Source organism: Cupriavidus sp. P-10 (assembly GCF_003402535.2).
Lineage (GTDB): Bacteria > Pseudomonadota > Gammaproteobacteria > Burkholderiales > Burkholderiaceae > Cupriavidus.
Genome location: NZ_AP025171.1, coordinates 2864914 through 2889132 on the forward strand (window position 1 = coordinate 2864914; position 24219 = coordinate 2889132).

At 68.2% G+C, this 24219-nt stretch carries 25 protein-coding genes; 13 read left to right on the plus strand and 12 right to left on the minus strand.

The features are described from left to right. Positions 1 to 12: 12 nt before the first annotated feature. A complete protein-coding gene (locus tag CTP10_RS29790; RefSeq protein WP_116319119.1) occupies positions 13 to 1041 on the minus strand; it encodes an amidohydrolase family protein in 1029 nt (342 codons plus the stop codon). Positions 1042 to 1049: 8 nt separating this feature from the next. Continuing rightward, on the minus strand, positions 1050 to 2171 hold the full coding sequence (locus tag CTP10_RS29795; protein WP_233528100.1) for a 4-oxalomesaconate tautomerase: 1122 nt from the start codon (positions 2169 to 2171) through the stop codon (positions 1050 to 1052). Positions 2172 to 2308: 137 nt separating this feature from the next. On the opposite strand from CTP10_RS29795, the gene CTP10_RS29800 reads away from it, so the two are divergent. From CTP10_RS29800 to CTP10_RS29810, 3 genes are all read left to right on the plus strand, one after another. Continuing rightward, entirely contained in the window at positions 2309 to 3550 is a 1242-nt protein-coding gene (locus CTP10_RS29800; RefSeq protein WP_116319120.1) for a LysR family transcriptional regulator, read from the plus strand. Between the two features lie 213 nt (positions 3551 to 3763). Continuing rightward, positions 3764 to 5092, plus strand: a complete 1329-nt coding sequence (locus CTP10_RS29805; RefSeq protein ID WP_116319121.1) for an MFS transporter — start codon at positions 3764 to 3766, stop codon at positions 5090 to 5092. 62 nt (positions 5093 to 5154) lie between these two features. After that, positions 5155 to 6486 carry a gallate dioxygenase gene (locus CTP10_RS29810; RefSeq protein ID WP_116319332.1) on the plus strand — a complete coding sequence of 444 codons (1332 nt, stop codon included), beginning with the start codon at positions 5155 to 5157 and terminating at the stop codon, positions 6484 to 6486. A gap of 19 nt (positions 6487 to 6505) precedes the next feature. Here the strand turns inward: CTP10_RS29810 and CTP10_RS29815 are convergent, their stop codons facing one another. The 3 genes from CTP10_RS29815 to argG all read right to left on the minus strand — a co-directional run bounded on the left by CTP10_RS29815 (position 6506) and on the right by argG (position 9643). Further along, complete coding sequence (locus tag CTP10_RS29815; protein ID WP_116319122.1) at positions 6506 to 7159, minus strand: glutathione S-transferase family protein; 654 nt, start codon at positions 7157 to 7159, stop codon at positions 6506 to 6508. Between the two features lie 25 nt (positions 7160 to 7184). After that, positions 7185 to 8138: a prolyl aminopeptidase gene (gene pip / locus CTP10_RS29820; RefSeq protein ID WP_116319123.1), complete on the minus strand. Its 954-nt coding sequence runs from the start codon at positions 8136 to 8138 to the stop codon at positions 7185 to 7187. A 179-nt stretch (positions 8139 to 8317) separates the two neighbouring features. After that, positions 8318 to 9643, minus strand: coding sequence for an argininosuccinate synthase (gene argG / locus CTP10_RS29825; protein ID WP_116319124.1), 1326 nt, complete (start codon positions 9641 to 9643; stop codon positions 8318 to 8320). A gap of 303 nt (positions 9644 to 9946) precedes the next feature. On the opposite strand from argG, the gene CTP10_RS29830 reads away from it, so the two are divergent. From CTP10_RS29830 to CTP10_RS29840, 3 genes are read left to right on the plus strand one after another with little or no spacing between them, the layout of a single operon-like run. Beyond that, a complete protein-coding gene (locus tag CTP10_RS29830) occupies positions 9947 to 11110 on the plus strand; it encodes a CaiB/BaiF CoA transferase family protein (RefSeq protein ID WP_116319125.1) in 1164 nt (387 codons plus the stop codon). A gap of 58 nt (positions 11111 to 11168) precedes the next feature. Further along, positions 11169 to 12140, plus strand: coding sequence for a Bug family tripartite tricarboxylate transporter substrate binding protein (locus CTP10_RS29835; protein ID WP_116319126.1), 972 nt, complete (start codon positions 11169 to 11171; stop codon positions 12138 to 12140). A gap of 23 nt (positions 12141 to 12163) precedes the next feature. Next, entirely contained in the window at positions 12164 to 12940 is a 777-nt protein-coding gene (locus CTP10_RS29840; RefSeq protein ID WP_116319127.1) for an enoyl-CoA hydratase, read from the plus strand. Between the two features lie 6 nt (positions 12941 to 12946). Here the strand turns inward: CTP10_RS29840 and CTP10_RS29845 are convergent, their stop codons facing one another. Beyond that, on the minus strand, positions 12947 to 13882 hold the full coding sequence (locus tag CTP10_RS29845; protein ID WP_116319128.1) for a LysR family transcriptional regulator: 936 nt from the start codon (positions 13880 to 13882) through the stop codon (positions 12947 to 12949). A gap of 284 nt (positions 13883 to 14166) precedes the next feature. Between CTP10_RS29845 and CTP10_RS29850 the strand changes: the two genes are divergently transcribed. The 3 genes from CTP10_RS29850 (at position 14167) to CTP10_RS29860 (ending at position 15572) form a co-directional block, all read left to right on the plus strand. Beyond that, on the plus strand, positions 14167 to 14592 hold the full coding sequence (locus tag CTP10_RS29850; RefSeq protein WP_116319129.1) for a VOC family protein: 426 nt from the start codon (positions 14167 to 14169) through the stop codon (positions 14590 to 14592). Between the two features lie 97 nt (positions 14593 to 14689). Beyond that, positions 14690 to 14893, plus strand: a complete 204-nt coding sequence (locus tag CTP10_RS29855; protein ID WP_116319130.1) for a SlyX family protein — start codon at positions 14690 to 14692, stop codon at positions 14891 to 14893. Between the two features lie 109 nt (positions 14894 to 15002). Then, positions 15003 to 15572: a DUF1439 domain-containing protein gene (locus CTP10_RS29860; protein WP_116319334.1), complete on the plus strand. Its 570-nt coding sequence runs from the start codon at positions 15003 to 15005 to the stop codon at positions 15570 to 15572. Here the strand turns inward: CTP10_RS29860 and CTP10_RS29865 are convergent. The 5 genes from CTP10_RS29865 to CTP10_RS29885 all read right to left on the minus strand — a co-directional run bounded on the left by CTP10_RS29865 (position 15569) and on the right by CTP10_RS29885 (position 18667). Further along, a complete protein-coding gene (locus CTP10_RS29865) occupies positions 15569 to 16483 on the minus strand; it encodes a DMT family transporter (RefSeq protein ID WP_116319131.1) in 915 nt (304 codons plus the stop codon). The genes CTP10_RS29860 and CTP10_RS29865 overlap by 4 nt on opposite strands. Positions 16484 to 16887: 404 nt before the next feature. Further along, on the minus strand, positions 16888 to 17715 hold the full coding sequence (locus tag CTP10_RS29870; RefSeq protein ID WP_116319132.1) for an NAD-dependent protein deacetylase: 828 nt from the start codon (positions 17713 to 17715) through the stop codon (positions 16888 to 16890). After that, on the minus strand, positions 17712 to 17927 hold the full coding sequence (locus tag CTP10_RS29875; protein ID WP_199414568.1) for an oxidoreductase-like domain-containing protein: 216 nt from the start codon (positions 17925 to 17927) through the stop codon (positions 17712 to 17714). The genes CTP10_RS29870 and CTP10_RS29875 overlap by 4 nt, the downstream gene beginning before the upstream one ends. A 123-nt stretch (positions 17928 to 18050) precedes the next feature. Continuing rightward, complete coding sequence (locus CTP10_RS29880) at positions 18051 to 18377, minus strand: hypothetical protein (RefSeq protein ID WP_116319134.1); 327 nt, start codon at positions 18375 to 18377, stop codon at positions 18051 to 18053. Positions 18378 to 18430: 53 nt separating this feature from the next. Beyond that, on the minus strand, positions 18431 to 18667 hold the full coding sequence (locus tag CTP10_RS29885; protein ID WP_116319135.1) for a hypothetical protein: 237 nt from the start codon (positions 18665 to 18667) through the stop codon (positions 18431 to 18433). Between the two features lie 220 nt (positions 18668 to 18887). Between CTP10_RS29885 and CTP10_RS29890 the strand changes: the two genes are divergently transcribed. The 4 genes from CTP10_RS29890 (at position 18888) to CTP10_RS29905 (ending at position 23336) form a co-directional block, all read left to right on the plus strand. Beyond that, positions 18888 to 21191, plus strand: a complete 2304-nt coding sequence (locus CTP10_RS29890; RefSeq protein WP_116319136.1) for a patatin-like phospholipase family protein — start codon at positions 18888 to 18890, stop codon at positions 21189 to 21191. Positions 21192 to 21481: 290 nt separating this feature from the next. Next, a complete protein-coding gene (locus CTP10_RS29895; RefSeq protein ID WP_116319137.1) occupies positions 21482 to 21916 on the plus strand; it encodes a YeeE/YedE family protein in 435 nt (144 codons plus the stop codon). A gap of 1 nt (position 21917) precedes the next feature. Beyond that, the gene (locus tag CTP10_RS29900; protein ID WP_116319138.1) at positions 21918 to 22340 is read left to right on the plus strand and encodes a YeeE/YedE family protein; all 423 of its coding nucleotides are present in this window, start codon (positions 21918 to 21920) and stop codon (positions 22338 to 22340) included. Positions 22341 to 22487: 147 nt separating this feature from the next. Next, positions 22488 to 23336, plus strand: a complete 849-nt coding sequence (locus tag CTP10_RS29905) for an IclR family transcriptional regulator domain-containing protein (RefSeq protein WP_116319139.1) — start codon at positions 22488 to 22490, stop codon at positions 23334 to 23336. Between the two features lie 103 nt (positions 23337 to 23439). On the opposite strand, the gene CTP10_RS29910 is transcribed toward CTP10_RS29905, so the two are convergent. After that, a complete protein-coding gene (locus CTP10_RS29910) occupies positions 23440 to 24213 on the minus strand; it encodes a flagellar brake protein (RefSeq protein ID WP_116319140.1) in 774 nt (257 codons plus the stop codon). Positions 24214 to 24219 lie beyond the last annotated feature (6 nt).

Genomic DNA, 24219 nt, shown 5'->3' on the forward strand with positions numbered 1-24219 from the left:
GGATGGCGTGGATTACAACCCGCGCACCTTGAGTTGCGCGTCCAGCCGCGGATAGACGCGGCGCGCGTTGCCCTCGAAGATCTTGTGGCGCTGTTCGTCATTCAGGTTTGCCGTGGCGTCGACATAGCGCCTGGTGTCGTCGTAGTAGTGGCCGCTGCGCGGATCGATGCCGCGTACCGCGCCGATCATTTCGGAGGCAAACAGGATGTTGTCGACCGGGATCACCTCGGTCAGCAGGTCGATGCCCGGCTGGTGATAGACGCAGGTGTCGAAGAACACGTTGTGCAGCACATGCTCTTCCAGCGGCGGCACCTTCATTTCCTGCGCAAGGCCGCGGAAGCGGCCCCAGTGGTAGGGCACCGCACCGCCGCCGTGGGGGATCACGAACTTCAGCCTGGGGAAACGCTGGAACAGGTCGCTGGCCAGGCACTGCATGAAGGCCGTGGTGTCGGCATTCAGGTAGTGGGCGCCGGTCGTGTGGAAGCACGCGTTGCAACTCGTACTCACGTGGATCATGGCCGGCACGTCGTACTCGACCATCATCTCGTAGACCGGGAACCAGTATTCGTCCGACAGCGGCGGCGAGGTCCAGTGGCCGCCCGACGGGTCGGGATTCAGGTTCACACCCACGAAGTTGTATTCGGTGATGCAGCGCTTCAGTTCCGGCAGGCAGGTGCTGACGTCCGCGCCCGGCGACTGCGGCAGCATGGCGGCGCCGACGAAGTTGTCCGGAAACAGTTGCGCAACGCGGGCGCACAGTTCGTTGCAGATCGCCGCCCACGTGGCGCTGGTTTCGAGATCGCCGATGTGGTGCGCCATGAACGACGCGCGCGGCGAGAAGATCGTCAGGTCGGAGCCGCGCTCCTGCATCAGCCGGAGCTGGTTGCCGGCGATGGCTTCACGCAGTTCGTCGTCGGAGATGCGCAGGTCGGAGGGCCTGGGGCCGAGTTCCGGCGTGGCGAGGTTGGCCACCTGCTGTTTGCGCCAGTCTTCCAGCGCCTTGGGCGCGGTGGTGAAGTGGCCGTGGCAATCGATGATCATGGTGTCTCTCAGTCTTGTGGCCATGCGCTGGCCGGCACGAGCACTTCGCCGCGCATGATGGGGCGGGCCGTGCGCACCAGCGCGCTGCGCGCGATCGTGCCGGGCCGCTCGGGGTCGGTTTCGATTTCGATGGTGAACTCGCCGCTGGGGTGTTCGATGCTGACGTTGTGCACCGGGCCACTGCCTTGCAACCGGGCGATGCCATCGGCCACCGTGCCGCGCAGCACGCACGCAGTTCCGGCGGTGACCGCGGCCAGCACGCCGATGGCCGCGTGGCATACGTGCGGGATAAAGCAGCGCGTCGCCAGCGTGCCGCCATCGCGCGGTGCGGCGATCAGGCACATCTTGGGATAGCTCTTGCCGCTGGCATCGCCCAGGCCCATGCTGTGGCCGGCGGCAAGGCGCAGCGCTTCCAGCGTCGCTTTCAGCGATGCGTCCTCATTGAGCGCGATTACGCTCTCGTAGCCGGTACGGCCGAGGTCGGTTGCACGCAGCAGCACCATCGGCATGCCGTTGTCGATCAGCGTGGCGTCGACGGCCAGGCCATCGATCACGAGCCGGTCGCGTGGATTGCCGGTGGGCAGCAGCGCGCTGCAGACCGAGCCCGCCGTGTCGAGGAAATCGATCACGATGGGTGCGGCAGTGCCAGGCACGCCGTCGATGCGCGCGTCGCCGCCGTAGCGCAGGCGCCCCCCCGGTGTCGGCACCGTGATGTCGCACAGCATGCCGGTGTTTCGCGTCAGCACGCGCGCCCGCGTGGTGTCGCCGCGCGGCGCGAGCATGCCGGCCTCGAGCGCGAACGGCACCACCGCGGCAAGCATGTTGCCGCAGTTGGGCGCGGTGTCGACGGTGTCGGCATCGGGCTGCAGCTGCGCGAACAGGAAGGCGAGGTCATACTCGCCCGCGATCCCGCCGCTGACGATGCCGGCCTTGCTGGTCAGCGGATGGGCGCCACCCAGCCCGTCGATCTGGCGCGGGTCGGGCGAGCCCATCGCCGCAAGCAGCAAGCGGTCGCGCGCCGCCTCGCCGGCGGGCAGGTCGGCGGCGCGGAAGAACGGGCCGCGCGAGGTGCCGCCGCGCATCAGGATGCACGGCACCGGGCGCAGGTCCGAATCGGGAAAGGCATTCATGGCAGTCGGTCGGTGTGGCGGGGTCGCCAGGGTGAGACGAGTATCGGCGCGGCGACGCCGCGCTGGGTTGCCATCTCGCCTGCCCAGTGTTCCAATCTGCTTATCGGTATGCCGCAGGCGCGGCCCGCGCCAAAGCCATGAATCCTTCCCCGCTCAGCCTGCATCACCTCTACGTGTTCGCTGGCGTGGCCGCGGCCGGCGGCGTGCGCCGCGCCACGGAAACGCTGCACCGCGCTTCATCGGCGATCGCGCGTTCGGTGGCCGCGCTGGAAGGCACGCTTGGCGTCGAACTGTTCGAGCGCAAGGGCCGCGGCATGCTGCTGACGCGCGCCGGCGAGCTGGTGCTGTTGCGCCTGCAGCAGATCGACGCGACCCTGCGCGACGTACGCGAGGAAGCCGTCCGGCTGCGCAGCCGCCATGGCGGCACCGTCGCCAGCTTGGAATCGCTCTACAACGAACGGCGCCTGGAAGTCGCCACGCTGCTGGCCGACGCGCACCATATGCCCAGCGTCGCAGGCGTGCTTGGCGTATCGCAGTCCGCGGTCAGCCAGGCGGTGGCGCGGCTGGAAGAGATACTGGGGCAGCCGCTGTTCCTGCGCACCGCGCGCGGCATGATCCCGACCGACGTGGGCGCGCGCTGGGTCCCGCGCTTTGAACGGGTGCTGGCCGAGCTGCGCCATATCACCGCCGACGTGGCGGCATTGCGCGGCGTGCTCGAAGGCGTGGTCACCGTCGGCGCGCTGCCGCTGGGGCGCACCCAGTTGCTGCCGGCCGCGATCGCGCGGCTGCATGCGCGCCATCCACGGCTGCGCTTCCGCTCGCTGGAAAGCCCGTACGAGGAACTGACCGCGGGGCTGCTGAGCGGGCGCATCGACCTGATCCTGGGCGCACTGAGGCAGGACGCCGCGCAAGGCCTGTCGACCGAGCCGCTGTTCGAGGACCGCATCGCGCTGATCGCCAGCGCCACGCATCCGCTGGCGTCGCGCAAGCGCCTGACGCTGCGCGACCTTGAACCCTATCCGTGGGTGCTGTCTCGGTCGGGTTCGCCGCTGCGCGAGGCGCTCGACGGCTTCTTCACCCGCCATGGCGGGCCCCTGCCCGAACCGCTGGTGGAGACCGGCGACCTGGCGCTGCTGCGCGGCCTGCTGCTGCGCGGCGAGATGATTACCGCGCTGTCCGCGCACCAGCTGCAGTATGAGTTCGACCAGTCCTCCCTGACGGAGCTGAACCTGCCGATGCCGGGCATGCGGCGGGTGATCGGCATGACCACCCGCGCCGGCGCGCGGCTGTCGCCCGGCGCCGACGCGCTGCTGGCGGAACTGCGCGCCTGCGGCACCGCCTGGCACCGCGACGGCGCCGGCGGCACGGCATCGCAATAAGGAAAAGGCAACGGGCCGGCAGCCGAAAGCAATACACCACAGGCGCGCCGAACGTAGACTGCCCTTGCCATGAGCGATGCGCTCGTGGCCTGCGCCGCCATCACACCGGACCGCGCCGATAAGCGGTGGCCGGCACCGGCCAGCGGCCGCATCCCAGCAGGCAACCCAGACAACGATAAAAGGCCCGCGCGCCGGGCCGCAGGAGGAGACGGCATGACCGCACGCCCAAGGCTCGATATCCGGGCCCACATCAATGACCGAAAGATGTCGAGCTACCAGTGGCTGTTGCTCGGCCTGTGCTTCCTGATCGTCGCCACCGACGGCATGGATGTCGCGATCATGGGCTTCCTGGCCCCCGACATCACGCGCGAATGGGGCATCTCGCGCGCCAGCTTCGGCATCGTGATGAGCGCGGCGCCGGTGGGTCTGGCGATCGGCGCGCTGATGGTGGGGCCGCTGTCCGACCGCTTCGGCCGCAAGAAGCTGCTGCTGGGCTCGGTGGCGCTGTTCGGCGTCTTCAACCTGCTGAGCGCGTTTTCCGACAGCGTGGTGACGCTGTCGCTGCTGCGCTTCCTGACCGGGCTCGGGCTGGGCGCGGCGATGCCGACCACCACCACGCTGCTCTCGGAATATGTGCCGGAGCGTTCGCGCAGCACGCTGATCGCGGCCATGTTCACCGGCTTCAACCTGGGCTCGGCGCTGGTGGGCTTCGGCGCGGCCGCGCTGCTGCCGCACTTCGGCTGGCGCGCGGTGCTGATGGTGGGCGGTGCGATCCCGCTGCTGTGCCTGCCGGTCTACCTGCTGCTGATCCCGGAATCGGCGCGCTACATGGTGGTGCGCAAGTTCGCGCCGGAGACAATCGCGCGCACGCTGCGCCGCGTCTGTGGCGGCGACGTGCCGCTTAATGCCGAATTCACCATCAGCGAGCCGCCCGTGCCGGCCACGCAGCCGGTGCGCACGCTGCTCTCGCCGGGCTATCGCGGCATCACGCTGGCGCTGTGGCTGACCTACTTCATGGGCCTGCTGGTGATCTACCTGCTGAGCGGCTGGCTGCCGACGCTGATCAAGGACGTCGGCCTGCCGATCGAGCGCGCCGCCAACCTGACCGCGCTGTTCCAGCTCGGCGGCACCGTTGGGGCGCTGGCAGTGGGCTACTACATGGACCGGCGCGCGGCCAACAAGGTGATCGCGATCGCCTATGTCTGCGGTGCGGCGTGGATCCTGCTGCTGGCCTCGGGCAACGTCAGCTCGGCGGCTTTCGCGTTCTTCGTGCTGATGGCCGGCTTCTGCATGAGCGGCGCGCAGACGGGGCTGAATGCCTTCGCACCGTCGTGCTACCCAACCCCGGTACGCGCCACCGGCGTGAGCTGGATGCTGGGCATCGGCCGCTTCGGCAGCATCACCGGGTCAATGGCGGGCGGCGTGCTGCTGAGCCTGGGCTGGGGATTCAGCGCTGTCATCGCCATCCTGGCGATCCCGGCGACCATCGCCGCAATTTCTATACTGTCCTCACGGGCACAGCAGAGCGCCGTAACGGCGTAACGATGCAGGGCCCGGCGCTGGCCGGGTGTCCCAAGTTTTTCCGAGTTATCTGGGTTTTCGACATGGCTACTATCATCGGCGCGATCGCCTCTTCGCATACGCCCACCATCGGCTTCGCGCTCGATGCCGGCAAGCAGCAGGACCCGGCCTGGGCTCCGATCTTCGCGGCCTACGCGCCCGTCAGCGAATGGCTGAAGGAAGCCAGACCCGATGTGCTGGTCATGGTCTACAACGACCACGTGACGTCGTTCTTCTTCGACCACTACTCGGCGTTCGCGCTGGGCATCGGCGAGTCGTACCACGCCGCCGATGAGGGCGGCGGCCCGCGCGCACTGCCGCCGATCAGCGGCCACGCTGGCCTGTCGCGGCATATCGGCGCATCGCTGATGGCCGATGAATTCGACATGTCGTTCTTCCAGGACAAGGCGCTCGACCATGGCTGCTTCTCGCCGCTGTCGGTGCTGCTGCCGCATGACAGGAACGGTGGCAAGGACGCCTGGCCGGTCAGCATCGTGCCGCTGCAGGTGGGCGTGCTGCAGTTTCCGGCGCCGTCGGCGCGCCGCTGCTTCAAGCTGGGCCAGGCGCTGCGCCGCGCCATCGAAAGCTATCCGGAAGACCTGCGCGTGGCGATCGTCGCCACCGGCGGGCTGTCGCACCAGGTGCATGGCGAGCGGGCCGGCTTCAACAACACCGCGTGGGACCATCGCTTCCTGGACCTGTTCGAATCCGATCCCGAAGCGCTGCTGGAACTGACCCACGCCGACTACGCCCGGCTGGGCGGCTTTGAAAGCGCCGAGGTGGTGATGTGGATGGTGATGCGCGGCGCCATGTCCAGCGGCGTCCGTTGCGTGCATCGCGACTACTACCTGCCGTCGATGACCGGCATCGCGGTGGCGGTGTACGAGAACGCGGCCTGTACCGACCCCGAACGCCACGCCGCGCGCGCGGCACGCCAGCGCGAGCATATCGGCCACCAGTTGCGCGGCATCGAACAGCTCGAAGGGACTTACCCGTTCACGCTGGAGACCAGCGTGCGCGCGTACCGCATCAACCGCTACCTGCACCAGCTGGTGCGGCCCGAATTCCGCGAGCGCTTCCGCACCGACCCGCAGGCCACCTACGACGAAGCCGACCTCAGCGCCGAAGAGCGCGACCTGATCACGCGGCGCGACTGGCGCGGCATGATCCACTACGGCGTGATCTTCTTCCTGCTGGAAAAGCTGGGCGCGGTCACCGGCGTGTCGAACCTGCATATCTACGCAGCGATGCGCGGGCAATCGCTGGAGGACTTCCAGAAGACGCGCAACGCACCCGGCGCGCTGTATTCGGTGGCGGGCAGCGCCGGCAGCGGCACCGCATGGGCCGCGCCGGCCAGCGAGAGCAAGGCTGGCTGACCCGGGAACCTCGCTGCGTTCAGTCCCGGTCCGGCGCGCCCGGCGGGAAGAACGAGCGGTACGGCCGCGCCTCGTCGACGGCACGGGCAAAGGACGGGCGTGCCAGGAGCCGGGTGCGGTACCCGCGCACATGGGCGCACGACGCAGGAACGGGATGCACCCAGTCCGCATAAAACAGCGACGGTGCCGCCGCGCAATCGGCCAGCGTGAATGCACTGCCTGCCGCCCATTCACGGCCGGTGAGCCGGGCATCCAGCCAGGCGTAGGCGCTTTCCAGCAGCTTGCGCGCGTCGGCCACGCCATAGGCATCGCGCTGGCCGGCGGGGCGGAGATGGTCGAGCACGATGCGCTGCATCGGCGTCATCACGTACTGGTCGAAGAAACGGTCCAGCAGGCGGACTTCGAGCGCATCATCGGGCGCTTCAGGCAGCCAGCGCACTGCGCCCCGGTGATGCTGGTCGAGGTATTCGATGATGATGCTGGACTCGAACACCGTGCGGGTGCCATCGACCAGCACCGGCATCCGCTGCAAGGGCCATAGCCGCGCATGTTCGGCCGCATGGTCGGGATGGTCGGGCGACAGCATGCGGAACTCGAACGGGATCGCGTTCTCGTACAGCGCGATCAGCGCCTTCTGGCAGTAGGAGGAAAACGGGTGGGCGTAAAGCTGCATCGTGGTCTCCTGTTGGATCGGCTGGCTACGCTGCGGCGAAGCGGTCGGTTGCAGCGATCAGCTGGTCCATGATCCCCGGTTCGGTCCACGCGTGGCCTGCCCCTTCGATCAGGTGGAAATCCGCCTTCGGCCACGCCTTGTGCAGGGCATGGGCATAGCGCACCGGGCACGGCATGTCATAGCGCCCATGCACGATGACGCCGGGGATATCGGCCAGCTTGTATGCATCGCGCAGCAGTTGTCCATCCTCCAGCCAGCAGCGGTGCGTGAAGTAATGGTTCTCCAGCCGCGCAAAGGCCAGCGCGAAGTGGCTGTCGTCATGCTTGGCGCGGTTGTCGGCATCCGGCAGCAGCGTAATGGTCTCGCCTTCCCACACGCTCCAGGCGCGCGCGGCTTCGACCTGCTTGTCCTTGTCGCCGCCGGTCAGCAGCTTGCGATAGGCCGCCATCATGTTGCCGCGTTCCGCTTCGGGCACCGGCGCCTGGAAGCGCTCCCATTTCTCGGGGAACATCTCGGACACGCCGTACTGGTAGTACCAGTCCAGCTCTGCCTGCGACACCGTGTAGATGCCGCGCAGCACCAGTTCGCTGACGCGCTGCGGATGCTTCTGCGCATAGGCCAGCGCAAGCGTCGAGCCCCAGGAACCGCCGAAGACCAGCCAGCGCTCCACGCCGGCAAGTTCGCGCAGCCGCTCGATATCGTCGACCACGTGCCACGTCGTGTTGTCCTCCAGCCCCGCATGCGGCGTCGATCGTCCGCAGCCGCGCTGGTCGAACAGCAGCACGTCATAGCGCGCCGGGTCGAACAGCCGCCGATGGTCGGCCGAGATCCCGCCGCCGGGCCCGCCATGAAGGAACACTGCCGGCTTGGCGCCCGGCGTGCCGACGCGCTCGTAGTACAGGACGTGGCCGTCGCCGACATCGAGCGTGCCGGTATGGTAGGGCTCGACTTCAGTGTAGAGGGTACGGAGGGAGGGCATGGGGTAGGGCTCCGGTGGTCTCGAGGCCACAGTGTACGCCGCCAGAACGGGGGCTCGCGTCAGCCGGCGACTGATGCGCCATCGAGCCAGATCCGCGAGAGACGGCACAAAAAAAAACCGGCACCCAAAGGTGCCGGTTTTCCTTGCCAGGCAAGTCGCGCTTACCAGCGCGCCCGCGATCAGTCTTCCAGCTTCGGCAGCGAAGCGCTCACCTGCGTCGACAGCAGGCCGGACTTCGCATACGTCTGCAGCTTCTCGCGCGTATCGACGATATCCAGCGTACGCATGGTCAGCTGGCCGATCCGGTCCAGCGGCGTGAACATCGACTCGCCCTTTTCCATCGTCAGCCGTTCCGGCTTGTAGGTCAGGTTCGGCGAGGTGGTGTTCAGGATCGAGTAGTCGTTGCCGCGGCGCAGTTCGATTGTGACTTCGCCGGTGATGGCGCCCGCCACCCAGCGCTGGGCGGTTTCGCGCAGCATGATGGCTTGCGGGTCGAACCAGCGGCCCTGGTACAGCAGGCGGCCCAGGCGGCGGCCGTTGTCGCGGTACTGCTCGATGGTGTCTTCGTTGTGGATGCCGGTGATCAGGCGCTCGTAGGCGATGAACAGCAGCGCCAGGCCCGGGGCTTCATAGATGCCGCGGCTCTTGGCTTCGATGATGCGGTTTTCGATCTGGTCGCTCATGCCCAGGCCATGGCGGCCGCCGATGCGGTTGGCTTCCATGAACAGGTCGACGGCGTTGGCGAAGGTCTGGCCGTTCAGCGCGACCGGCTGGCCTTCCTCGAAGCGCACGGTGACTTCCTCGCGCTTGACTTCGACGTCATCGCGCCAGAACTGCACGCCCATGATCGGCTGGACGATGCGGATGCCCGAATCCAGGTGCTCCAGGTCCTTGGCCTCGTGGGTGGCGCCCAGCATGTTCGAGTCGGTCGAGTACGCCTTTTCGGCCGACATCTTGTAGTCGAAGCCGTTCTGGCGCATGAACTCGGACATCTCGGCGCGGCCGCCCAGTTCATCGATGAACTGCTGGTCCAGCCACGGCTTGTAGATCTGCAGGCCGGGGTTGGTCAGCAGGCCGTAGCGGTAGAAGCGCTCGATGTCATTGCCCTTGAACGTGCTGCCATCACCCCAGATATTGACGCCATCATCCTTCATCGCGGCAACCAGCATGGTGCCGGTGACGGCACGGCCGATCGGGGTGGTGTTGAAGTAGGTGATGCCGGCGGTGGAAATGTGGAACGCACCGCACTGCAGGGCGGCGATGCCTTCGGCCACCAGTTGCGTGCGGCAGTCGACCAGGCGGGCTTCCTCGGCGCCGTAGGCCTTGGCGCGGCGCGGGATGTCATCGTAGTCGGGCTCGTCGGGCTGGCCCAGGTTGGCGGTGTAGGCGTAGGGGACGGCGCCCTTCTGGCGCATCCAGAGGAGTGCCGCGCTGGTGTCAAGGCCGCCGGAGAAGGCGATACCGACCCGTTGGCCGGTAGGAATGTGCTGCAGGATGGTAGTCATCGCCAGAAATCTAAGTGAATTTGTCGGCTCTTGGGCGGGCTTCCGCCGCGTTGCCCGGAAGGGCGCCAGCGCGCGCGGAAGCACGGCGACGCGGCCGGCCGAGTCACGGGCCGAGTCAGTGCCAAACGCGAATTGTGACACGGCAGCGCCCACGCGCCAAACGGCCGCCGCCGCGTGGCCGTGGGCGGCACCCCGGAGGAGCGTTGAAAAGCCGCGAACGCGCCCTTCAAAACTCTCGACTGGTTCGCCCCCGGGACCCCTCCCTATACTGCGCCGCATCGTTGTTTTGAGAGCGGAGTCGTCATGCTGCATCGCGCCCTGCAAGGGATCCGGGTCCTGGACCTGTCGCGCATCCTGGCCGGTCCCTGGTGTACCCAGAACCTGGCCGACCTGGGCGCCGAGGTGACCAAGGTCGAACACCCCCAGCGCGGCGACGACACGCGCGGCTGGGGGCCGCCCTACCTGGACGCACCCGCCGGCACCGAAGGCGATCCGCGCCTGTCGGGCTACTTCATTTGCTGCAACCGCGGCAAGCGTTCGGTGGCGATCGACTACGGCATGCCGGAAGGCGCGGCGCAAGTGCGCGAACTGGCGCGCGAGGCCGACGTGCTGGTCGAGAACTACAAGGTCGGCACGCTGCGCCGCTACGGGCTTGACTACGAATCCCTCAAGGCAATCAACCCGCGGCTGGTCTACCTGTCGATCACCGGCTTCGGCCAGGACGGGCCGATGGCTGACAAGCCCGGCTATGACTACGTGTTCCAGGGCATGGGCGGGTTGATGAGCTATACCGGCCAGCCCGACGGCGCACCGGGCGCGGGGCCCCTGCGTACCGGCGTGGCGGTGGTTGACCTGAGCACCGGCATGTATGCGACCTCGGCGGTGCTGGCCGCGCTGTACCAGCGGCAATCGACCGGCGTGGGCGCGCACCTCGATATCGCGCTGCTCGACGTGGCCGTGGCGATGAACGCCAACCAGGCAGCCAACTACCTGGTCTCGGGCCAGAACCCGCAGCGCAGCGGCAACGCGCATCCCAACTGCGCGCCGTATGAAGTGTTCCGCTGCGCCGATGGCCACCTGATCCTGGCGATCGGCAATGACGGACAGTTCGCGCGCTTCTGCGCGGTGGCAGGCATGCCCGGGTTGGCGCAGGACCCGCGCTATGCCACCAACTCGGCGCGCATCGAGCACCTGCCGGCGCTGCGCGCACTGCTGACCGAACGCTTCCCCACCCGCACGCGCGCGGCCTGGACCGATGCGTTCGACGCCAACGGCGTGCCATGGGGCCCGATCCACACCATGGATGAAGTCTTCGCCCACCCGCAGGTGCAGCACCGCGGCCTGATGCAGGTGGCGGAGCACCCCGTCATGGGACGCGTGCCGATGGTGCGCAACCCGATGCTGGCGGGCCACCACGCCCCGCTCGCGCCGCCGCCGCTGCTGGGCGAGCACTGCGCCGCCAACTGATGCCCGCCCCCCTGCAAGACCCCCACAAGACCGACAAACCCTGCTCCGGAGACACCCGATGAAGCCCGTCCTGACCACTGTTGCCCTGTTCGCCGCGCTCGCCTCGGCCGGCGCCGCGCAGGCCAGCCCCTACCCCGACCGCCCGATCAAGCTGATCGTGCCCTACGCCGCGGGCGGCACCACCGACATCATCGCCCGCATTGTCGGCACGCATCTGGGCCCGGTGCTGGGCCAGCCGGTGGTCGTGGAGAACCGCCCCGGCGCCGGCGGCGCGGTGGGCAGCGCCTATGCCGCCAAGCAACCTGCCGACGGCTACACGCTGGTGATGGAGGTGGAAAGCTCGCACGCGGTCAATCCCAACGTCTACGTCAAGACAGCGTATGACCCGGTGAAGGACTTCGCGCCGATCAGCAACCTTGCCGACGTCCCGAACGTGCTGGTGGTCAACCCGTCGTTCCCGGCCGCCGACCTGCAGGCGTTCATCAGGCTGCTGAAAGCCAATCCGGGCAAGTATTCGTTCGGCTCCTCGGGCAACGGCGGCCTGAGCCACATGAATGGCGAGCTGTTCATGAACGCCACCGGCACGCGCATGCTGCACGTGCCCTACAAGGGCCTGGGCCCGGCGCTCAACGATGCGGTCGCGGGCCAGATCCAGGTCGTGTTCGACAACATCCCCTCGTCGTCCGCGCTGATCCAGGGCGGACGCCTGAAGCCGCTGGCGGTCGCGGCGAAGCAGCGCCTGAAGGTGCTGCCCAACGTGCCGACCTATGCGGAAGCCGGCCTGCCGGCAATGAACAATCCGTCGTGGTTCGGCCTGGCCGCGCCGGCCGGAACGCCCGCGCCCGTCCTCGACAAGCTGAACCAGGCCGTGCGCAAGGTGCTGGCCGAGCCCGACGTGATCGCGGCGATCGAGAAGCAGGGGGCGATTCCCGCCCCCACCTCGCGCCAGGCCTTTTCCGAACTGGTGCGCGGGCAGAATGCGCACTGGAAGAAGGTCGTCGACGATATCCAGTTCACCAGGCTCCAGTAAGCAAGCCACCAGCAAGGAACGACATGAGCGAAACCATCCAGGAACAGTACGCAGGCGTGGACATCGACGCGCGCGGCATTGCCACCGTCACCATCCGCGACGCAGGTTCCCTCAACATCCTCGGCACGCCGGTGATCGCCTCGGTCACGCGCGCGATCGAAGCGCTGGCCGCCAACGACGCCGTGCGCGTGGTAGTGCTGCGCGGCACCGGCGACAAGGGCTTTATCGGCGGCGCCGACATCAAGGAAATGGCCGCGCTGGACCGCGCCAGCGCGCAGGCATTCATCAGCGGCCTGCGCCGCCTGTGCGACGCGGTGCGTCACTGCCCGGCGCCGGTGATCGCGCGCATGCCGGGCTGGTGCCTGGGGGGCGGGTTGGAACTGGCCCTGGCGTGCGATATCCGCATCGCCGCCGACAATGCGCAGCTCGGCATGCCCGAAGTGAAGGTCGGGATCCCGTCGGTGATCCACGCCGCGCTGATGCCGCGCCTGATCGGCAATGCACGCGCGTCATGGCTGCTGCTGACGGGCGAGATCGCCAACGCCGAAGACGCGCTGCAGTGGGGCCTGGTCAGCCGCGTGGTGCCGCTGGACGCGCTGGACCAGGAGGTGGAGCGCGTGGCCGCTTTGCTGGCGGGCTTCGGTCCCGTTGCCGTGCGCCAGCAAAAGCGCTTGCTGCGCGAGTGGGAAGACGCGCCGGTCGATGTGTCGATCAACAACAGCGTGGCGGAATTCGGCAGCGCGTTCGACACCGGCGAGCCGCAGCAGCATATGGCGACCTTCCTCAACCGCAAGCGCTGATTTGCACTATGGCGCCGTGCTGGCCACGGCGCCGCCCTCGCGCGTGGCCACCACGCGCGGATCGTTGAGCAGGAACTGCGCGAACGCCTCGGCAAATGCCGGCAGCTTGCCATCGGCGCGCACGATCAGGTTGAGTTCGCGCAGTGCCCAGGGCTCGGCCAGCCGCACGCCCACCACGCGCGCCTCGCGCAGCGCCAGCGCCGCCACGCTGCGCGGCACCAGCGCCACGCCCACCCCCGCCTCGGCCAGCGACAGCACCGCATCGAAGCTGTGCGCATGCAGCCGCACGTTTGGGCTCTTGCCCGCGCGCTGCGCCATCTCGCGCAGGAACAGGAAGTTGCTGCTGGTTCGGCTCATGCAGACAAAGTCAAAGGCCAATGCCGCACCGAAGCGGACCTCCGGCTCGCGCGCCAGCGGGTGCTCCGCCGCAACCGCCAGGATCAGCTCGTCGCGCGCATAGCGCACCGAGCGCACGCCGGTAGTCTCGAAATCGCCGGCAAGGATGCCGACATCGGCCTCGTGCGCCGCCACGGCCGTCAGGATCGACTGGCTGGCGCGTTCTTCCAGGTCAATGTTCACGTCCGGGTTAGCCAGCAGGAAGCGGCTCACGCTCGGGATGATGAAGCCGTTGAGCGAGCTGCTGTTGGCCAGCAGCCGGATATTGCCCTTCAATCCCGCCGAGAAACGGCCCACTTCGCCGTGCATGCGCTCCACGCCGAGCAGCAGTTCGCGCACGTGCACCAGCAGCGTCTCCCCTGCCGGGGTCAGCTCCATGCCGCGCGCAGTGCGCACGAACAGCGGCGTGCCCATCGCGTGTTCCAGGTTCTTCAGCCGGTAGCTCGCCGCCGACGCGGTGATATGCGTGGCCGAAGCGCCGCCGGAGAGACTTTGTGCGTCGGCAATCGCCTGGAACAGGCGCAGGTCGGTCAGTTCGTAACGCAAGGCAGCCCCAGGTGTCTAAAGTGGTCAGGCGCGAGCCGGATCGAGATGGTTCGCGGGCATTCTAGTGCAGCGCGGCACGCACGCCCCGCCCGCAACCTGGTCTCGCATTGATGTGGACACCGCCCACTTTGTTTGCTAAGGTATTGTGGACGACGTACACAAAAGCGTGCGCCCATTGCCGCGGTCCTCGCCGGCTCCCCGCCGGATACCCGCGGCTACCGTCTGTCTGTACGGCTACGTTCCTCATGGCTGCCCGCCCGGGCGGCCCACTTACAGGAGTTGTCATGCAAGTCCAGCCCTATCTCTTCCTTGAAGGTCGTTGCGATGAAGCTGTCGAGTTCTACAAGAAGACGCTTGGCGCCAAGGTCAACATGCGGATGACGTTCAAGGAGAACCCCGAGCCGGAAAAGGCCGATCCCGGCTGCCAGGCGCCGCCGGGAACGGAAGACAAGGTCATGCACATGGAATTCCAGATCGGCGACAGCGTGATCATGGCTTCGGACGGCCGCTGCTCGAACCAGCCCAAGTTCGAGGGCATCGGCCTGACGATCAGCTTTGCCGACAAGGCCGGGGTGGAAAAGGCCTTCAACGGCCTGAAGGAAGGCGGCCAGGTGGTGATGCCGCTGGACAAGACTTTCTTCGCCGAGCAGTTTGGCATGGTGACTGACCGCTTCGGCGTCATGTGGATGCTGATCACCGAGCAGAAGTAAGCGCGGCGCGTGCGGTTTCGCCGGCGGCGGGGGCATACGGGATTACAATGCGCGCCGCCAGCCGGAGAAACCGGCGAACCCACGACAGCCACGCACCATGGACGAACGCATCACGGAACTCGAAATCAAGCTCGCCTTCCAGGAAGACCTGCTCGACACGCTCAACACCACCGTGGCGCGCCAGCAGCAGCAGATCGACCTGCTGCAGGAGCAGTTCCGGGCGCTGTACCAGCAGTTGCGCAGCGCCACGTCCACGGCGGCCGAGTCCGATCCCCAGCAGGAAATCCCGCCGCACTACTGATGCCGCGCGCTTGCGCGCCTCTGCCATGTGACGGAACGCCATCCCGCCCGCGCGGTCTGACTGGCTGACTCCATTGATGGCGCGCCGGCAGGCGCGCCCCATCCGCCACATGCGCCTGCGCCCGTCCCAGTTTCTTGCCGCCACGGCCGTCTTTGTGTCCGTTTCTACTGCCGCCACCCCCGCGCTGGCCGGCTACAACGTCTGGACCGGCGAATACACGCTCACCCGCGAGGAACTGCAGGCCGCGCTGGAGCAGCGCTTTCCCGCCACGCTCCGCTATGCGGAAGTGGTGACGGTACAGCTGAGCCACCCCCGGCTGGTGCTCGACGAGGCCAGCAACCGGGTCACCACCCATGTCGACGCACGCCTGACCAATGCACTGCTGCCCTCGCCGCCGGTAGACGGCAAGCTGGCGCTTAACAGCGGCGTGCGCTACGACCCCGGCAAGCGCGCCGTGCTGCTCGACAACCCCACGGTGCAACAGGTGGAAGTCGCCGGCATGGCCCAGTACCGCGAGCAGCTCAATGCCATCGGCGCGGTCGTTGCGCAGCAGCTGCTGAAGGACTATCCGGTCTATACCTTCAAGCCCGAGGAACTGCGCTTCGGCGGCAAGGAGGTCGAGCCGGGGACGATCACGGTCGGCAAGGACGCAGTGCGGGTGGAAGTAAAGAACCGCTAGCGCCGCGCCGGATCGCGCGCGCCGCGGAACACCAGCGCCAGCCCCGCCAGCACCGCCGCCATCCCGGCAACCGCCAGCGGCGCCATCCAGTTGCCCAGCAGCAGGTAGTCCAGCACCGCGGTACCGGCCGGCACTAGGTAGAACAGGCTGGTCACATTCACCAGGTTGCCCGCGCGGATCAGACGGTAGAACAGCAGCGTGGCCCCGATCGAGATGCCCAGCGTCAGCCACAGCAGTGGCAGCGCGAAGGCCAGCGAAAACTCGAACGCGAAAGGCTGGAACGGCAGGCATAGCAGGCATGCCGCAAGGCTGACACCATACTGCAGCGGCAGCACCTGCGTGGGCTTGCGCGTGATGCGCTTCTGCAGGATGGCGCCGACCGTCATGCAAGCCAGCGATGCCAGCCCGCACGACACGCCCGCCAGCGACAGCCGTGCCACCAGCAGGCTGTCCGCGACCACCAGCGCCAGCCCGGCGAGCGCGAGCGCCAGGCCCGCCATGCGGATGGCGCTGTAGCGGCGCTCGGTCAGCAACAGGGTCAGCATCGGTTGCGCGCCCAGCACGGTGGCCAGCACGCCGGGCGTCATGCCATGGTCGAGTGCAAGGAAATAGAACACGGCGTAGCCGCCGATCAGCAGCAGGCCGGTCAGCGCCACATGCAGCCGTTCGCCCCGCGGGGGCAGCGCATGGCCGCGCGCCAGGCCGATGGCGCCAAGCACGGCCAGCGTCAGGGCGAAGCGCAGCGTCAGCAAGGCAAAGGGCGTGGCATGGTCCAGCCCAAGGCGCGCCGCGATGGCGCCGCTGCTCCATAGCAGCACGAACAGCGGTGTGGCCCAGAACGCGGCGGATACCGCATGCCGGGCGTCGGCTGCGGCGCCCAATTGCGCCGCGCAGTCTTTTTCGGTGGTCATGGAATGTCATCTGTCGAAGGCATGGCAGACCCCGGCACGCAGGTGTGCGCAACAACTGGCGGCGGCCGGCAGCGGCGCGCAGGCGCGCGGCTGCCGTGCCGTCAGGCACGCGCAGGCGTGAAAACCGGGGACGAGAGTGCTAGAGGCGGGCCGCGATGCGCGCCCGTCAGCCGCGTGGCGGCGGGGGCGGATGCGCGCCGCCGGAGAACGGCGGCGGCGGTGCGACAGAGACGAACGCAGGCTGGCGACGCACGCACGGCATCGCGTCGCACGGCGGCGCGGCGATGACGGGGCGTTGGCGGTCTGCGGTCATGGCGAAATCGGGAAATGGATCCGAAGGTCTGGCGATGCTATGCCTGTGCGGCGGCCGCGTCAACGGGCGGCGTGCATGACCCGGCCGCCGCTCAACATGCGGCGCCTGGATCGAGCTGCGCCACCAGCGCCTCCAGCGCGGGCGCGCAGCCGGCTTCGACCTTCAGCGCCAGCATGTCGTCCGCGCGCGTGGTGCCGAGGTTGAGCGCCGCCACCGGCTTGCCCATCTGCCCGGCCCAGACGCAGAAGCGGTAGCCCGAATAGACCATCAGCGACGAGCCCACCACCAGCACCGCATCGGCGGCCTCGAGCGCCGCACGCGCGGCATCGACGCGCACGCGCGGGACCGACTCGCCGAAGAAAACCACGTCGGGCTTGAGGATGCCGCCACAGCGCCCGCACTCGGGCACGCGGAACTGCGCGAACAGCGGCGATTCGAAATGCACGTCGCCATCGGCGGCCGGCTCGGCAATCACATCGCGCAGCGCGGCGTTCTGTGCCAGCAGCCAGTCCTGCAGGCCGGCGCGGTCATGGCGCGCGCCGCAATCCAGGCAAATGGCGCTGGCCAGGCTGCCGTGCAGCTCGATCACGTCACGGCTGCCGGCGCGCTGGTGCAGGCCGTCGACATTCTGCGTGACCAGCGCGCTCAGGCGGCCCTGCTCGCCCAGCCGCGTCAGCGCATGGTGCGCGCCGTTGGGCCGCGCCTGCCATGCCACCGGCCAGCCCAGCATGCTGCGCGCCCAGTAGCGCTGGCGCCCGGCGTGGGAGCCGAGGAAGGCCTGCAGCGTGATCGGCTGCGAACGCTGCCACTGGCCGCGTGCGTCGCGATAGCCGGGGATGCCGGAATCGGTGCTGATGCCGGCGCCGGTCAGCACGAAGAGGCGCGGATGGCGCCGCACGAAGTCGAGCAGCGCGTTCAACTGGCCGGATCCTCCGCGTGCCGCGCGGCCTGGCGCGCTTCCCACGCGCGCAGTGCCTCGCGGTAGCGGTCCAGTTCCTGGTAGTAGTAGTCGAAGATGCACGGATCGCAGCCGGAGCCGCAGCATTCGTTGTCGCCAGGCCGCTCTGGCGGTAGCGGGCGCGGGTCGTCCACAGGGTTGGCGGCAGGGTTTGCGGGAGATGCTTGGGACACGGACTGCGCGCCGCAACGGGCGCCATTGGCGGATCAGCCGCCAGTATATGCCGCCGGCGCCAACCACGCCGCCGCCCCGCAACGCTGAGGCCGTGGCGCTCAGTAGCTCGCCCAGTGGCTCAATCAGTGGGTCAGCAAGACACTGCCGACCGGGATCACCAGCGCCGTGCCGGACAGGCAGGCAATGTCATCGTCGGCAAGCCAGCGCGCCACCAGGTCGGCCAGCCGCGCGCCAATGCGGGCCAGCTCGGACGGGTCCGCCAGGTAGACGGCATCGATCACGTCCTGGTCGAACGCCAGCGACGCGCTGATGCGGCAACGGCCGGGCGAGCCGGGCGGCTCGGCCTGCCAGCTCACCTGCACCTCGCTGCCGCCGGCACGGTGGTATTCGGCCGACATCGGGAACAGCCGGCAGGTATGTTCGCGGGTCCACTCCACCAGTGCGGTCATGGCGATCCCCCTCTGTGCGATCCGTGCTGCTCGCCGGGTGCGCCGCCGGCTGGTCAGCGGCTCAGAACATGGTAGAGCCAGTCGTGCGCGCGCGGCGGCACGCCCAGCGCGCTGGCGTCGATGCGCCTGCCCCGCACGCAAATTGCGCCGTCGTACAGCGCATCCACCGCTGCCTGGGCATTCGGGTACCGCCCCATCACGCCATTGCCCAGCATCAGCATCCAGTCTTTGTCGCGGGGAATCAGCGTCAGTTGCCCCGCGGCAGTCTGGCAAAAGAAATAGCCGTACATGCAGCCCCCAACCCGCCTTGGCCTGTGTTCATCTTAGTCTCTGCACGCGGCCTGCGCAGTGCGCTTGCGGCTGGGAATGCCGATCTGCACGCTTCCGAGCGGCATGTTGAATTGTTTTTACGGCACGCGCGCCAGGCGGCCCGTGCGCCGCGTTTTGCCCGAAGATAGGCCGACGCCCACCGGCGCCGCCTATGCGGCTGCCTGCTGAACGGACGACGACATGAAGGCAGCCACATCCAGACGGTTGCGGATCCTGCGGCTGGCAGCGCTCGTGCTGGCGGCGTGCCTTGCCATGGCCGCCCGGGCCGCACCGGATGCGGCCGCCGTACCGGCGCCAGCGCTCGTGCCCGCAGCGCCTGCCGCGATCGACACGCCCGCCGCCACCGCGCCGGCCAACGGCACGCGTCCGCGCGTCTGCCTGGTATTGTCCGGTGGCGGTGCGCGCGGTGCCGCGCATATCGGCGTGCTCAAGGTGCTGGAGGAACTGCGCGTGCCGGTGGACTGCATCGCAGGCACCAGCATGGGCTCGCTGGTGGGCGGCGCCTATGCCACCGGCATGTCGCCCGCCGAGATGGAGCGGCTGGTCAGCGGCCTGAGCACCGAAAAGCTGTTCAAGGAACGCCCGCCGCGCCAGGACCTGACCATCCGCCGCAAGCAGGATGACTTCACCAACCTGTTCACGCCCGAGATCGGCGTGCAGGCACGCGGGCTGCTGCTGCCCAAGGGAGCGGTCTCGGGCGTGCAGCTGGAAACGGTGCTGCGCCAGCTGGCACGCACGCCCGGCTACCGCGACTTCGACAAGCTGCCGATCCCGTACCGTGCCGTCGCCACCGACCTGGTCGCCGGCACACCGGTAGTGTTCAGGGCCGGCGAGCTGGCCAACGTGATGCGCGCCAGCATGTCGGTGCCGGGCGCGGTGGCACCGGCGGAATACGCAGGAAAGCTGCTGGTCGATGGCGGGCTCACCGACAACCTGCCGGTCGGCGTGGCGCGCGCGATGGGCGCCGATGTCATCATCGCCGTGAACCTCGGCACGCCGCTGATGAAGCGCGAGGAACTGACCTCGGTCATCGGCGTGACGGGCCAGATGCTCAACATCCTGACCGAGCAGAACGTGCGCGCTTCGCTGACTTCGCTGGCTCCCGCCGACGTGCTGATCGAGCCCGCGCTCGGCGATTTTTCCGCGACTGACTTTGACCACCTGGCCGCCACCATCCCCATCGGCGAAGCGGCTGCGCGCCGGGTGGCCGACCGCCTCGCGCCGCTGGCGCTGCCGCCGGCGCAGTACGCGCAGCTGCGCGTGGTGCAGCAGGCGGTGCCGCCGCCGGACACGCGGCCGGTGGATGCGATCGAGATGGCGCCGCTGCACCGTGTCAATCCCGAGTTTGCGACGGCGGTGATGGAGACCAAGCCGGGCGAGCCGGTCGACCAGGCCACGCTCGACCAGGACATGCGCCGGCTGTTCGGCACCGGCGACTTCGAGCACGTCAACTACGGCATCATGGAAGAACCGGGCAAGCGCATCCTGGTGGTCAACGCGGTCGAGAAGTCGTACGGGCCAGACTACCTGCGCTTTGGCCTCGGGCTCAGCTCGGACTTCCGCGGCGATGCGTTCTTCAACCTGATCGGCAGCTACCGGCGCACCTGGCTGAACTCGCTTGGCGCCGAATGGCGCACCGATTTGCAGGTAGGCCAGACCACTTCGCTGACGAGCGAGTTCTACCAGCCGCTGAACACGCGCCAGTACTTCTTCATCGCCCCGCGCATCGAGCTGGAGCGCCGCCCGGTCAATGTGTTCCAGGGCAGCACCCGCCTGGCCACCTATGACCTGCGCCGCTTCGACGTGGCACTGGACGTGGGCAGCCAGTTCACCAAGTACGGCGAGCTGCGGCTGGGCGTGCAGACCGGCACGCTGGACGCCACGCTGAGCACCGGCCCGGAACAGCTGTCGCCGGGCCCCGGCAGGATCAAGCGCGGCGCCATTACCGGACGGCTCTTCTTCGACCAGCTCGACAGCGTCGACTTCCCGCGCTTCGGCTATGCTGGCTCGTTGCGGGTCTATGCCTCGCAACCGGGACTCGGTGCCGACGATGCCTATATCAAGGCGCAGGCCGACCTGGTGTATGCCCATTCGTTCGGCAACCATACCGTCTCGCTCGGCCTCAAGGCCGGCACCAATGTCGGCAACCCGCTGCCGCGCTATGACCTGTTCCAGTGGGGTGGATTCCTGCAGCAATCCGGCTATGCGACCGGCCAGCTGCTGGGCGGCAACCTGCAGTTTGCGCGGCTGGTCTACTACAACAAGCTGGCGCGGCAGACGCTGCTGCAGGGCATCTACGCCGGCTTCTCACTGGAGGCGGGCCGCATGGGCGCGCCGCTGGTGCCGGGCAGCCCGACCGGGCTGCTCAAGTCGGGATCGCTGTTCCTGGCACTGGACAGCCCGCTCGGGCCGCTCTATTTCGCCTATGGCCGGGCCGCGGCCGGGACATACAGCTTCTACCTCTTCCTCGGCAAGCCGTTCTGACACGTGGGTCCACCGCGGCGTGGGGCCCCGCATGTGATGCGTGCGCACCCCACCAAAGTTGTATGTAATGTCTTAATTCAAATGTCTATACTTTTCCCTGTCAGCAAGACCCCCTCTTGATTGACAGACCCTTCCCGGTCGCCGCTGCCCCAGCGGCGACTTTTTTCTGTTCGGTCGCCGCGTGCCCGACACCGGCCGCGAGTGCGTGATACCCGCTGCCTGCCGCCAGTTCTGGCCCCCTATAATCCCCGCCTCGGGCAGTGCTGCCGGCCCCATTCGCGGAGATTTCCATGCAGATTGACTTCACCCATTTCACGCCATGGCTGTCGCTGGCCGGTGGCCTCGTCATCGGGCTGGCCGCGGCGCTGATGATCCTGGGCCTGGGCCGGATTGCCGGCATCAGCGGCATCGTCGGCGGCATGCTGTCGCTGCCGCACGGCGACACCGCCTGGCGCGCCGCCTTCATCGCCGGGTTGCTGCTGGCACCGTGGCTGGCCGGCGCTTTCGGGGCCATGCCGCAGGCGCGCATCGACGCGGGCTGGGGCACCGTGCTGGCCGCGGGGCTGCTGGTGGGCATCGGCACGCGCTATGCGGGCGGCTGTACCAGCGGCCACGGCGTATGCGGCCTGTCGCGCGGGTCGGTGCGCTCGCTGGTGGCCACGCTGACCTTCATGGCGGCGGGCTTCCTGACAGTGCTGGTGCAGCGCCACCTGCTCGGAGGCTGACATGAGGGTCTGGTTCGCGCTGCTGGCCGGCCTGGTATTCGGCATTGGCCTGATCGTGTCCGGCATGGCCGACCCCGGCAAGGTGCTGGGCTTCCTGGACCTGGCTGGAGCCTGGGATCCTTCGCTGGCATTCGTGATGGCCGGCGCCGTGCTGGTGGGCACGCTGGCGTTTGCGCTGGCTCGCCGACGCTCGCGTGCGTGGCTGGGCCAGCCGATGCAGTGGCCCACTGCGTCAGCGATCACGCCGCGGCTGGTGCTGGGCAGCGCCGCCTTCGGCGTAGGCTGGGGGCTGGCCGGCTTCTGCCCGGGCCCGGCGCTGGTGGCGCTTGGCGCAGGCTACGCCAAGGCGTGGGGCTTTGTCGGCGCCATGCTGGCCGGCATGGCGTTGTTCGAGGTCGCGGAGCGAGTACGGGCGCGGCGCTGAGTCCGCAGCCTACGGGTAAAGTATCGATCACAAACAGCGCATCGTGCCCACCGGGACACACGTGGATGCACGCAGTGCTGGCCCCTTGCGCCAAGGCGGTTTAAGATTGCGCGATTATCGAACAACGAACCCGGACAGCACAGCCCAATGGAAGTCCTCCGCCCCATCGGTCTCGGTCATGCACAGGCCGACACCGTCCGCGTCGCCCGGCCGCACGCCGATTTGCTGAGCAGCTTTGCCGGCGATCCCAATTTCATGCTGTCGCTGGCGCGCGGGCTGACCGTGCTGGAGGCCTTCTCGGAACGCAAGCGTCCGCTGACCATTTCGCAGGTGGCGCAGCGCACGCAGCTGTCGCGCGCCTCGGTGCGGCGCTGCCTCTATACGCTGGAGCAGCTCGGCTACGTCAGCCAGCAGGACGGCCAGTTCGCGCTGCGCCCGCGCGTGCTGCACCTTGGGCATGCGTATTTCTCGTCGACCTCGCTGGTGTCGCTGGCGCAGCCGATCCTGGACAACCTGAGCGCGCGCATCCACGAGACCTGCGCGCTGGCCATCCTCGACGGCACCGACATCCTCTACCTGGTGCGCTCCGAAGTGCAGCGCGTGCTGAACTATTCGCTGGGCATGGGCAGCCGCCTGCCAGCTTACTGCACCTCCAACGGCCGGCTGCTGCTGGCGCACCAGCCGGCCACGGTGCTCGATGGCTTTTTCGAGCATGCCGAACTGCGCCCGCGCACGCTGCAGACCAAGGTGTCGCGGCAGGAGCTGGAAGCTTGCTTCGCGCGGGCGCGCGAAGTCGACTACGTGATCGTCGATGAGGAGCTGGAGCCGGGCCTGCGCGCGATCTCCGTCCCGGTACGCTCGGCCTCGGGCATCGTGCTGGCCGGCCTGAGCGTGAGCGTGCGTGCCGCGCGCGTGCCGGAAAGCGAGATGGTCACGCGGCTGCTGCCGCCGATGCGCGAAGCCGCCGCGGCGATCGGGCGGCTGATCGGCTCCTAGCCACGCAACCGCGCGGGGCCGAGCATGGCCGCGGTCATGCCATGGTCGGCGATATGCGCCAGCAGGCTCCGGCAGCGGCCGGCCCTGCGCCAGCTATCTGCAATCAGCCCCGGTGTGCCAGCTCCAGCGCGAACACCAGCCGCTGCAGGAAATTCTCCATGCGGCCGTCCGGACTGACAAAGGCGCAGCCAAAGTGGTGGATGGCGTTGTCATCGTGGCCGACCAGCCAGTGGCCAACCACCTGCAGGTCGAGTTCGAGCTTGCCCAGTTCGCGGAAGTCGAGCCGGCACTTGGCCACCGTGGTGCCGACCGGCAGTTGCTCCTCCGTGACGCTCTTCGAGCGCAGCCCGACGCCGGACAGGGACAGGTCGGCGATATCCAGGCACAGCAGGGCATTGTCGGCGCCGCGGATCTCGCAGCGGTAGCCCTTGGTCACCAGCGTGCGCGCGCGGAAATGGCGGCGGCGCTGGAAGTGATAGAGCTTCTCCGGAAACTCGACGACAAAGGCCGGGCCCTGCTCGAAGCGGGTCGCGGCGGGCTGCCCGACCAGGAAATTCACCGGCACGCCACGCAGCAGGCCGGAAAACGCATTCTCTTCCGAGGTCATCAACGACTGCCGCTCGGCATCGGCGTTGCACCAGTCGAACACAAAGGTCCGGTTGACCGGATCGACATGCAGGACCGAGGTGACGAACTGGTGGCCGGTGCGGGTGCGCACGCTCAGCATGCACTTCTGCCACGACAGGTCGCGCAGGACGGTGCCGATCTGGGAGTTGTGCGTGAGGCGGTAACGCTCATCCGCCAGCGGCATGGCGGCGACCGTGTCGATATCGGTATCGGTTCCGGTGCCGGCCCCGGAGGCTTCGTGCTGATTCATAAATTC